The sequence below is a fragment of the Kitasatospora sp. NPDC004531 genome (assembly GCF_053602195.1).
The window spans coordinates 1-9,787 of record NZ_JBSGDD010000144.1; the positions used below are offsets into that span (position 1 = coordinate 1).

Consider the following 9,787-nt stretch of genomic DNA (forward strand, 5'->3'; position numbering starts at 1 on the left):
GAGAGGCCGTGGCCGTTCTCGGCGAGCGGGGTGTCGGGGCGGGCGAAGTCGACGTGGGCGGCGGCGAGGGCGGCGGCGAGTTCGGCGTCGGTGGCCTCGGGCCGGGCGGGCTCGTCCGGGGCGGCGTCCGGCGCCGGGACGGGCTCGGCGTCAGCTGCTGCGACAGGCTCGACGTCTGCTGCTGCGGGCTCGGCGGCCGGGGCCGCTGCGGCGGGCTCCGCCGGCTTCTTGGTGAACGAGACCGCGCCCGCCGGTGCGGCGCCCTCGGCGTCCTCGATCGGCGCGGTGGGCGGGTTCGGCGTGCTGGGCGTGGTCGGGGAGTCGTCCCGGGCGGCGTCGGGGCCGGCCTCCCCGGAGCGCTCCTGGTCGAACGACATGGGTTTCCCCCTCGGGGCGTGGAACTGTTCGACGGCTGCGCGAATATAGCGGACCGGTCCGTCGGTCTCCCAACGAGTTCGCCGCCGGGAGGCGACACTGTCGAGAAGTCGATTGCATGCATTGCATGCAACGGCCTACGCTGCCGCTGTGCAGACCGAGAGCACCCGCCTGAGCCTGCGGGCACTGATCCTCGACGGCCGCTACCCTCCGGGGGCGCGGCTGGGCGAGGTGGAGGTCGCGCAGGCCCTCGGGGTGAGCCGTACTCCGGTCCGGGAGGCGTTCCGGGCGCTGGCGGCGGACGGCCTGCTGGCGGCCGCCGGGCGCGGGGTGCGGGTGGTGGAGCTGTCGGCCGAGGAGCTGTCGCACGTCTACCGGGTGCGGGCCGCGCTGGAGGCGCTGACGGCCGAGCTGGCGGCCGAGCGGCAGCGGGCGGGCCGGCTGGCCCCGGCCGAGCTGACCGAGCTGGCGGCGCTCGCCGAGCGCACCCACCGGGCGACCGCAGAGCGGGAGTTGACGGCGGCGGTGCGGCTGAACCGGCAGTTCCACCGGCGGATCGCGGAGCTCGCCGACAACCCCGTCGCCCTGCACTCGCTGGAGCGGCTGTGGGACCAGATCCAGGTCTCCACCCGCCGTTCCCTGCACGCGCCCGACCGCACCGCCCTGGTCGGCGACCAGCACCGTGAGCTGCTGGCCGCCGTGACCGCCGGGGATCCGGCCGCTGCCGGGGCGGCCGCCCGGCGGCACGTCCTGGACACCTGCGCCGCCGCCCGGCCGCCCGAGAAGGAGTGACTGATGGCCCTGTCCCACCACTACGCGGTCCGTGTCGACTGGACCGGCAACCTCGGCACCGGTACCGACACCTACCGCTCGTACTCGCGTGACCACGACGTCTCCTCGGACGGGGTGCCGACCCTGCTGGGCAGCGCCGACAAGACCTTCCGCGGCGACCCGGCGCGGTGGAACCCGGAGCAGTTCCTGCTGGCCGCGCTCGCCCAGTGCCACATGCTGTCGTACCTGTCGCACTGCGCGCGCAGCGGCGTGGTGGTGCTGTCCTACCGCGACGAGGCGCAGGCCACCATGGAGACCTCGGGCGGCGGCGGCCGGTTCACCTCGGCGCTGCTGCGGCCCCGGGTGGAGATCGCCGACGAGTCGATGCGCGAGCAGGCCGAGGCCCTGCACGGCCCGGCGAGCCGGGACTGCTTCATCGCCTCCTCGGTGAACTTCCCGGTGCACCACGAGCCCGTGGTGACGGTGCGCAGCTCCTGACGTGCGGTCAACTGCCGTGGTGTGCCTGGCTGCAGGGTGCGCCCTGGGGCTGGCCTCAGGGAAAAGACGGTAGCCTGCGGGATCGATCGGGGCGACCCGGCGGCGAAGACTTGCGGTCATGCGAACCACTCAGCGAACCACTCGGCGAGGCGCCGCCCTCGCCGCCGCCACCACCGTCCTGCTCGGCCTGACGGCACCGCTCGCCGCCGGCGCGTCCGCCACCGACCGTCCCGCCGGCCCCTCCTGGGGCGCGTGCGCGGACGGCGGGGTGGACGGCCGGCAGCTGTGCGCCGAGGTGACCGTCCCGGTCGACTACCGACAACCCGACGGGCCGTCACTGACGTTGGCGATCTCCCGGATCCCCGCCGCCCGGCCCGAGCTGCGGCGCGGGGTGCTGGTGCTGATCCCCGGCGGGCCCGGCGGCAGCGGTCTGAACGGGCCGAGCAACAAGGTGAAGCGGCTGCCCCAATCGGTGCTCGACCGCTACGACCTGATCGGCTTCGACCCACGCGGCGTCGGCCGCTCCAGCCCGGTCTCCTGCGGCCTCGACTTCGCCGATCTGGCGCCCGGCAAGCTGCTGCCCTGGCCCGAGCCGGACGGCCACGGCGGCGACAACAGCCTCATCGGCGCCCGGCGGGTCGCCGACCGCTGCGCGGCCAACGGCGGGCCGGTGCTGCACAGCATCACCACCCGGAACGAAGCGCGCGACATCGACCGCATCCGGCAGGCCCTCGGCGAACGCCGGATCTCCACCTGGGGCGTCTCCTACGGCACCTACGCGGGCGCGGCATACGCCACGATGTTCCCCGGCCGCACCGACCGGATCCTGCTGGACAGCAACGACAACCCGGATCCGATCCAGGCCGAACGCACCTGGCTGGCCGCCTTCGCCACCGGCGTGGAGGACCGCTTCCCGGATTTCGCGGCCTGGGCGTCCTCCCCCGAAGCCGGCGAGCTGCGGGTGGCCGACACCCCCGAGCAGGTCCGCGCCGCGTACCTGACGGCCGCCCAGCAGCTGGATGCCGCGCCGCTGCCCTGGCCCGGCCACAACCCCGAGGTGCTGGACGGCAACGGCCTGCGCGGCACGCTGCTGAACGGCCTGTACTCGGACGCCAGGTTCCCCTCCGTCGCCGCCCTGCTCCAGGCCGCCCAGGGCCGCCGCCCGCTGCCCGACCCGGGCCCCCGGCCGAGCGCCGAGGAGCTGGCGCAGCTGCAGAGTTCCGCGGCGGTCACCACCGCCACCCTGTGCAACGACGTGTCCTGGCCGCGCGACCTCGACGCGTACGCCGCGGCGGTGGCCGCCGACAAGGCCGCGCACCCGCTCACGGCGGGCATGCCGGTGAACGCGGCGGCCTGCGCGTTCTGGCACTGGCAGCCCACCGAGCCGCCGGTGCGGGTCACCTCCGACGGGCCGTCGAACGTGCTGCTGGTGCAGAACCTGCGAGACCCGGCCACGCCGTACTCGGGGGCGCTCAAGCTGCGCGCCGCGTTCGGCGACCGGGCCCGGATGGTCGCGGTGGATTCCGGCGGCCACGACGCCTACCTGGCCAACGGGAACGCCTGCGGCGACGACCTGGTGACGGAGTTCCTGGTCACCGGCCGCCGCCCGGCCCGGGACGCGTTCTGCCCGAAGGCCGGGTGAGGCCGGTGCGCGGCCCGCGCAGCACCGCCCCGGCCTGGGCGTCACCGGCCGGTGGCAGCCCGGCCGGTGGCGGCCCGGCCGGTGACGGTGTGCCGGGCCGCGCCCGGGCGGCAGCGGCCCGGAGCGCGTCGCCCCAGGTCGCGTCAGCCCAGGTCGCGTCAGCCCAGGTCGCGGCGGCGCAGCCCGGCCAGGCCCGCCAGTGCGGCGAGGGCGGCCAGGGCGGTGGTCCACAGCAGCGGCGCGGCAGTGAACGTCCCGCCGGGCAGGTGCGGCAGGTGCGTGAAGGGAGACAGGTCGAGCACCCACTGCGGAAGTTGCAGGATCGGGCCGAGCCAGGCGACCAGCACGAACAGGCCGTAGCCGGCCCAGCCGGCGGCCGTCCAGCGCGGCAGCAGGCCGTACACGGCGAGCGCCACGGCGGCGGTCAGCCACACCGCGGGCAGCTGGGCCAGCGTCGCGCCGAGCATCCGGCCGACGGCGTCGCCGGCGCCGCCGCCGAGCGCCGCGGCCTGCGCGAGTCCGGCGGTGGCGCCGGCGGCGGCCAGCAGCACGGCGGAGCCGAGCAGCGGGAACAGCAGGTGCCCGCCCGCCCAGCGCAGCCGGGAGACGGCGCCGGCCAGCACGGGTTCGGCCCGGCCGCCGCCCTCCTCGGCGCGCAGCCGCAGCACGGACTGCACGGCGTACACGGCGGCGATCATGCCGAACACCCCGGCGATGGTGGACAGGTAGGCGTTGAGCACGCCCTGCTGTCCGCCGAGCCGGGCCATCAGGTCCGCCATCTGCCGGTTGTCGCCGACCAGGTCGACCACGCCCTTGGCGACGCTGCCGAACACCGCGCCGCCCGCCGCGAAGGCCAGCGTCCAGCCGGTCAGGGCGCCGCGCTGGAGGCGGCGGGCCAGCGCGGCGGCGTTCGCCAGGCCGGGTGCGGCGGTGGCCGGGCCGGGGCGCTGCGGGAGCATTCCGGCGCCCAGGTCGCGGTGTTCGACCAGGGCCCGGGCGAGCACGGTGAGCAGCACGGCCCCGCCCAGCGGCAGTGCCAGCACCCACCAGCGGTCGCCGGCGAACGGGCGGACCTGTTCGCTCCAGCCGATCGGCGACAGCCAGCTGACCCAGCCGGTGCCGCTGCCGGAGTCGCCGACGGCGCGCAGCACGAAGGCGATGCCGATCGCCGCCCCGGCCAGGCCGTTGGCGGCCCGGCCGGTCTCGGCGAGCTGCGCGGTGACGACGGCCAGCGCGGCGAAGAACAGGCCGGTGGCGCCGAGCGCGAGGCCGAACGCCAGCGCCCCGGCGGGGGGCTGGCCCGCCGCCAGCAGCGCGGCCGCCACCAGGGCGGCCAGCGCGAGGTCGGCGGTGAGGGCGGTGGCGAGGGCGGCGGTCAGCGGGGCCCGGCGGCCGACGGCGCCGGCGCCGATCAGTTCGAGCCGGCCGTCCTCCTCCTCCGCGCGGGTGTGCCGCACCACCAGCAGGGTGGACATCAGCGCGGCCAGCACCGCGCCGAACACGCCCATCCGCCAGGCGGTCAGCCCGCCGATGGTGGAGCCGTCGAAGACCGGGCCGTACAGGGCGCGCAGCGAGCCGTTGCCGTCGATGCTCGCCGCGAAGGTCCGCCGGGTGGCCTCGTCGCCGTACAGCTTGCGGAAGGAGAAGGCGGTGGAGGCGACCATGCCGGTGCCGATGTACACCCACACCGGCAGGGCGATCCGGTCGCGGCGCAGCGCGAGGCGGTACAGGGTGCCGGTGCCGGTCAGCGCGTAGCCGCTCATCGGGCGGCCGCCGTCGGGGCGGAGGGGGTGTCGGCGGGGTTCTCGTAGTGGCGCAGGAAGAGTTCCTCCAGCGTCGGCGGCCGGCTGGTGAGGCTGTGCACGCCGACGGCGGTGAGTTCGGCGAGCAGGGCGCCGAGCTGCTCGGTGTCGACCTGGCAGCGCAGCCGGTTGCCCTCCACGGTCAGGTCGTGGGCGTAGGCGGGGCGCGGCGGCGGGCCGGTGAGGACGGCGTCCACCGAGGTGCGGGTGAGGTGGCGCAGGTCGTCGAGGGTGCCGGTCTCCACGGTGCGTCCGGCGCGGATGATCGACACCCGGTCGCAGAGCGCCTCCACCTCGGACAGGATGTGGCTGGACAGCAGCACCGTGGCGCCCCGCTCGCGGGCCTCGCCGACGCACTCGCGGAAGACCTCCTCCATCAGCGGGTCCAGGCCGGAGGTCGGCTCGTCCAGGATCAGCAGGTCGACGTCGCCGGCGAACGCCGCGACCAGCGCGACCTTCTGCCGGTTGCCCTTGGAGTAGGCGCGGCCCTTCTTGGTGGGGTCGAGTTCGAAGCGCTCCAGCAGCGCGGCCCGCCGGGTCGGGTCGAGTCCGCCGCGCAGCCGTCCGAGCAGGTCGATCGCCTCCCCGCCGGAGAGGTTGCGCCACAGCGTCACATCGCCGGGCACGTACGCGATGCGGCGGTGCAGCGGGACGGCGTCGCGCCACGGGTCGCCGCCGAGCAGGGTGGCGGTGCCGGAGTCGGCGCGCAGCAGGCCGAGCAGGACGCGGATGGTGGTGGACTTGCCGGACCCGTTGGGGCCGAGGAACCCGTGTACCTCGCCCTGCTCGACCGTGAGGTCCAGTCCGTCCAGGGCGCGGGTGCGGCCGAAGGTCTTCACCAGGCCGGACACCGAGATGGCGGTCGTCATGAGTTCGAAGCTACTCTTGTTTCACAACTTCGTGAAGGCACCGAAAGTCCCGGTTTCCCGGACGGCTGCCGGAGGTGTGTGAAGGTGGGCGCAGGCCCGGTCGAACGGGCGTCGGGGAGGCGCGGGTGAGCGAGGTGGGCGGCATGGACGGCCTGGAGTCGGAGCGGGATCCGGCGGTGGTGTCGGAGTTCGTCGAACGGTTCGCCACCGTGCTGACCGACGCCGGCTTCCCGCGCATGCCGGCCCGGGTGTTCACCGCCCTGCTGACCTCCGACTCCGGGCGGCTGACCTCCGCCGAGCTCGCCGAGCAGCTGCGGATCTCCCCCGCCGCGGTCTCCGGCGCGGTCCGCTACCTGACCCAGGTCGACCTGGTCAGCCGCGAACGCGAGCCCGGCACCCGCCGCGACCGCTACCGGGTCCACGACCACGTCTGGTACGAGGCCACCGCCAACCGGGACAGCACCCTCTCCCGCTGGGAGGTCGGCCTCGCCGACGGCATCAAGGCCCTCGGCCCGGACACCCCGGCCGGTCGACGCCTCGCCGAATCCCTGGAGTTCTTCACCTTCCTGCGGGTCGAACTCCAGCAGATGATGCAGCGCTGGCGCGACGGCCGGGCCTGACGGGGCCTCAACACCCGCCCGGCCCGGCCGGGGCCGCGAACAGGTCAGGCCGGGACGGCTTCCCGGCTGCGCTCCAGCCGCGGGCCGTACCGCCCCCACAGCGGCATCGACAGGACCAGCACGGCCAGGACCGCGGCCAGGACCTCGATGGTGGACGCCCGGCCGTCCGCGTCGGGGGCGCCCACGATCGAATCCACCCGCCCGGCCGGGTCGAAGGTGACGCCGATGCGGTCGCCGACGTGGCAGCCGTTCGAACGGAGCTCGCGGATGTCCCCACCGCCGGCGGCCCGCAGCTCGCAGTGCTGGGCGCTCCCCCGGCCGCCCGGAGTGACGGCGACGACCTCGGCGACCGCGGACTCGCCGTCCCGGGCCAGCACACCGTGCTGCACCGCGGTGGCCCCGGTGAGCCCGATGACGACCGCCAGCGCGAAGGCCGCCACCGCCGCGACCAGGCCGACCACGGTGCGGTAGGCGAACCCCGTCACCAGCATCAGGGCCATCGCCGCGCCGGCCAGCGCGAAGTTCAGGGCCGGCCCGCGCCAGCCGAGTTGATGGTCCGCCACCCAGATCAGAGCCGAACTGCCGACCAGCGTCGCCGGCGCGAACCGCACCCAGAAACGGTGCGGGTGTTCCACGGACTGCACGTTCATGTCGATCCCCCCATTGATCATTCGGATCAAGGGCGACGCTACTCCTGCCCGGACACCGCCGTCGGCCGGGGGTGCCCGGGTGCCCGACCGCCGCGCTCAGCCGAGGTAGGCGGGGGCGACGGCGGAGCGCACCAGGACGGCCGGGGCGCCGGTGCCGTCGGCGGGGACGGTCCACAGGTCGGAGCCGTAGTCGCCGGGCAGCGAGTACAGCAGGGTGCGGTCGTCGGACCAGAGCGCCTGGTCGTCGATGTTGCGCTGCTCGGCGGTCGCGGTCTCGGTCATGGTGGCCAGGTCGAGGACGTACAGCCGCCAGGGCGCGGCCGGGTCGGCGCCCTCGACGCGCTTCTTGTAGGCGACCCGGGTGCCGTCCGGCGACAGCGACGGGCACTCGACGTTCTGGTGCAGCGTGGTCAGGGTGCGGGCGGCGAGGTCGCCCTGCACCAGGTAGGTCCGGCCGCCGGTGGCGACCGTCGCGTAGAAGCGGTTGTCGTCGCCGGCGAAGGTGACACCCCAGACGTTGACGTCGGAGGCCTGGACGGGGCGGCCGTCCCGCAGCACCTGGAAGGTCTCCAGGTTGTCGTGGAGCTGCCAGGTGCGGGTGTCGACGATCGCGGTGCGGGTGGAGAAGTCGGTGCCCGCGTAGGAGTCGCCGCTGACGAACACCGTCCAGCCGACCAGGTGGCCGGACGGGGAGACCCGGGCGCGGGTCGGGATGCCGGGGGCCGGGAACCGCCTGACCTCGTGCAGCGAGGAGTCGAGCACCGACGCGTGGTAGCTGTCGTCCAGCGCGCCGCGCTCGGCCTGCAGGCAGACGCCGGTGCCGGCCGCCGCGTGGAAGCGCAGGCACTTCACGCCGGACGCGGTGCGCGGGCCGTCCGGCGCGTCGGCGGGCACCGCGGCGACCTCGTCGCGGTGCGGGCCCCAGGCCAGGTTGCGCAGCAGCAGTTGACGCCCCGCCGGCTGCAGCGTCACCGCGCCCTCGCGCACCGGCGGCCCGCCGGCCTGCTCCTGGTCGCGCCGATCGGCCCGCCCGGCGGCGTACCGGACGGCGAACGTCCCGATCCCGGCCAGCAGCAGCACGGCGACTGCCAGCACCAGCACCTTGCGCCCCAACGAGGCGTTCGCGTCCGGGGGTTCGGGGGCCTCGGCGGCCGGGTCGACGACAGCGGGAGCGGTCATGTGGGGTGCCCTCCGGGCGAGTGGGGACGGGGCGGAGTCCGCGCGGCGTCAGTCGGCGGTGGCGGGAGCCGGGTCGTGGAGCAGGCGGGCGGCGGCGAGGGCCGCGGCGGCGAGCGCGACGGCGGCGGCGGTGAGGGCGGTGCGCGGGCCCCAGAGCGTCCAGGCGGCGCCGAAGGCGAGCGAGCAGGCGAAGCGGGCGAGGGCCTGGCCGGTGCCGACCAGGGCCTGCCCGGCGCCCTGCTGCTCGTCGGGGACGGTCGCGGCGGTGGCGGCGGCCAGCACCCCGTCCGTCGCCGCGTAGAAGGCGCCGTGCAGCAGCAGGACCAGCACGGCGGCGCCGACGCCGCGCAGCGGGGACAGGACGACGCCGTACCCGCAGAGCAGCACCGCGTGGCCGGCCAGGAACAGGGTGCGGCGGCCGATCCGGTCGGCGAGCAGGCCGAGCGGCACGGCGAGGGTGAGGAAGACGGCGGCGGTGCCGAGCGGCAGCAGCGGGAACAGGTGCGCGGGCAGGCCGAGTCGGCGTTGCAGCAGCAGGTAGAGGAAGGAGTCGCTGACGGTGGTGAGCCCGAGCAGCACGGCGGCCAGGGCGAGCCGGCGCAGCGCGGGCCGGCGCAGCAGCGCCACCGCGTCCCGCAGCGTGGGCCGCGGACCGGCCGGCGCGGCGGCGGGGGCGGCGGCAGGGGCGGGGCGGCCGGGCACGAACAGCACCAGCAGCAGCACGCCGAGCACGGCCACGCACCCGGAGACGGTGAACACCGCGCCGTAGCCGGCGCGTTCGGCCCGGTCGTCGGCGATCCGGAGCACCGCGAAGGCGAGCAGCGGGCCGAGCAGCGCCCCGGTGGTGTCCATCGCGCGGTGCACGCCGAACGCGCGGCCGCGGTGTTCGGGCGCGGTGGCCAGCGAGATCATCGCGTCGCGGGGGGCGGTGCGCAGGCCCTTGCCGGTGCGGTCGAGGGCGAGGACGCCGCCGATCAGCGGCACGGTGTGGACGAGCAGCAGCAGCGGCTTGCACAGCGCGGACAGGCCGTAGCCGATCCCGGCGACGAGCTTGTGGCCCCGGCCGCCGCGGTCGGCGAGGTGGCCGCCGAGCAGCCGGACCAGCGCGCCGACGCCGTTGTTGATGCCGTCGAGCAGGCCGAAGCCGAGCGGGGAGAGCCCGAGCGCGGCGACCACGTACAGCGGCAGGACGGCGCCGACCATCTCGGAGGAGACGTCGGTGACCAGGCTGACCGCGCCGAGCGCGACCACGGTGCCGGGGACGGCGGCGCGCCGCTCCAGGCCCTCGATGATCTCGGGGGCGAGGTAGTCGGGGGTGCCGATGATCCGGGTGGCCCGGGTGCGGCGGCCGACCCAGGCCACCTCCAGCTCGTTGGCGTCC

9 protein-coding genes and 1 pseudogene are annotated in these 9,787 nt (G+C 75.8%); 4 read left to right on the forward strand and 6 right to left on the reverse strand.

What is annotated here, in order from left to right:
• Positions 1 to 377: pseudogene (locus ACWEMJ_RS32310) on the reverse strand (hypothetical protein); the annotation flags it as partial.
• Positions 378 to 525: 148 nt separating this feature from the next.
• Here ACWEMJ_RS32310 and ACWEMJ_RS32315 point away from each other — a divergent pair.
• The 3 genes from ACWEMJ_RS32315 to ACWEMJ_RS32325 all read left to right on the forward strand — a co-directional run bounded on the left by ACWEMJ_RS32315 (position 526) and on the right by ACWEMJ_RS32325 (position 3,286).
• A complete protein-coding gene (locus ACWEMJ_RS32315) occupies positions 526 to 1,167 on the forward strand; it encodes a GntR family transcriptional regulator (RefSeq protein ID WP_452140699.1) in 642 nt (213 codons plus the stop codon).
• Positions 1,168 to 1,170: 3 nt separating this feature from the next.
• Positions 1,171 to 1,644 carry an OsmC family protein gene (locus ACWEMJ_RS32320; RefSeq protein ID WP_452140700.1) on the forward strand — a complete coding sequence of 158 codons (474 nt, stop codon included), beginning with the start codon at positions 1,171 to 1,173 and terminating at the stop codon, positions 1,642 to 1,644.
• Positions 1,645 to 1,762: 118 nt separating this feature from the next.
• A complete protein-coding gene (locus ACWEMJ_RS32325) occupies positions 1,763 to 3,286 on the forward strand; it encodes an alpha/beta hydrolase (protein WP_452140701.1) in 1,524 nt (507 codons plus the stop codon).
• Between the two features lie 158 nt (positions 3,287 to 3,444).
• On the opposite strand, the gene ACWEMJ_RS32330 is transcribed toward ACWEMJ_RS32325, so the two are convergent.
• Together ACWEMJ_RS32330 and ACWEMJ_RS32335 are read right to left on the reverse strand one after the other, a co-directional pair.
• Positions 3,445 to 5,049: an ABC transporter permease gene (locus ACWEMJ_RS32330; protein WP_452140702.1), complete on the reverse strand. Its 1,605-nt coding sequence runs from the start codon at positions 5,047 to 5,049 to the stop codon at positions 3,445 to 3,447.
• Positions 5,046 to 5,957 (reverse strand): ATP-binding cassette domain-containing protein, encoded by a 912-nt coding sequence (locus tag ACWEMJ_RS32335; protein WP_452140703.1) that lies wholly within the window; start codon positions 5,955 to 5,957, stop codon positions 5,046 to 5,048. Before ACWEMJ_RS32335 ends, ACWEMJ_RS32330 begins: the two co-directional genes overlap by 4 nt.
• A gap of 143 nt (positions 5,958 to 6,100) precedes the next feature.
• Here ACWEMJ_RS32335 and ACWEMJ_RS32340 point away from each other — a divergent pair, with 143 nt between their 5' ends.
• On the forward strand, positions 6,101 to 6,577 hold the full coding sequence (locus ACWEMJ_RS32340) for a GbsR/MarR family transcriptional regulator (protein ID WP_452140706.1): 477 nt from the start codon (positions 6,101 to 6,103) through the stop codon (positions 6,575 to 6,577).
• A 44-nt stretch (positions 6,578 to 6,621) separates the two neighbouring features.
• Here ACWEMJ_RS32340 and ACWEMJ_RS32345 read toward each other — a convergent pair whose 3' ends face one another.
• From ACWEMJ_RS32345 to ACWEMJ_RS32355, 3 genes are all read right to left on the reverse strand, one after another.
• On the reverse strand, positions 6,622 to 7,227 hold the full coding sequence (locus tag ACWEMJ_RS32345) for a hypothetical protein (RefSeq protein ID WP_452140704.1): 606 nt from the start codon (positions 7,225 to 7,227) through the stop codon (positions 6,622 to 6,624).
• A gap of 96 nt (positions 7,228 to 7,323) precedes the next feature.
• Entirely contained in the window at positions 7,324 to 8,406 is a 1,083-nt protein-coding gene (locus tag ACWEMJ_RS32350) for a TolB family protein (protein WP_452140705.1), read from the reverse strand.
• 48 nt (positions 8,407 to 8,454) lie between these two features.
• Positions 8,455 to 9,732: an MFS transporter gene (locus tag ACWEMJ_RS32355; protein WP_452140707.1), complete on the reverse strand. Its 1,278-nt coding sequence runs from the start codon at positions 9,730 to 9,732 to the stop codon at positions 8,455 to 8,457.
• Between the last annotated feature and the right edge of the window lie 55 nt (positions 9,733 to 9,787).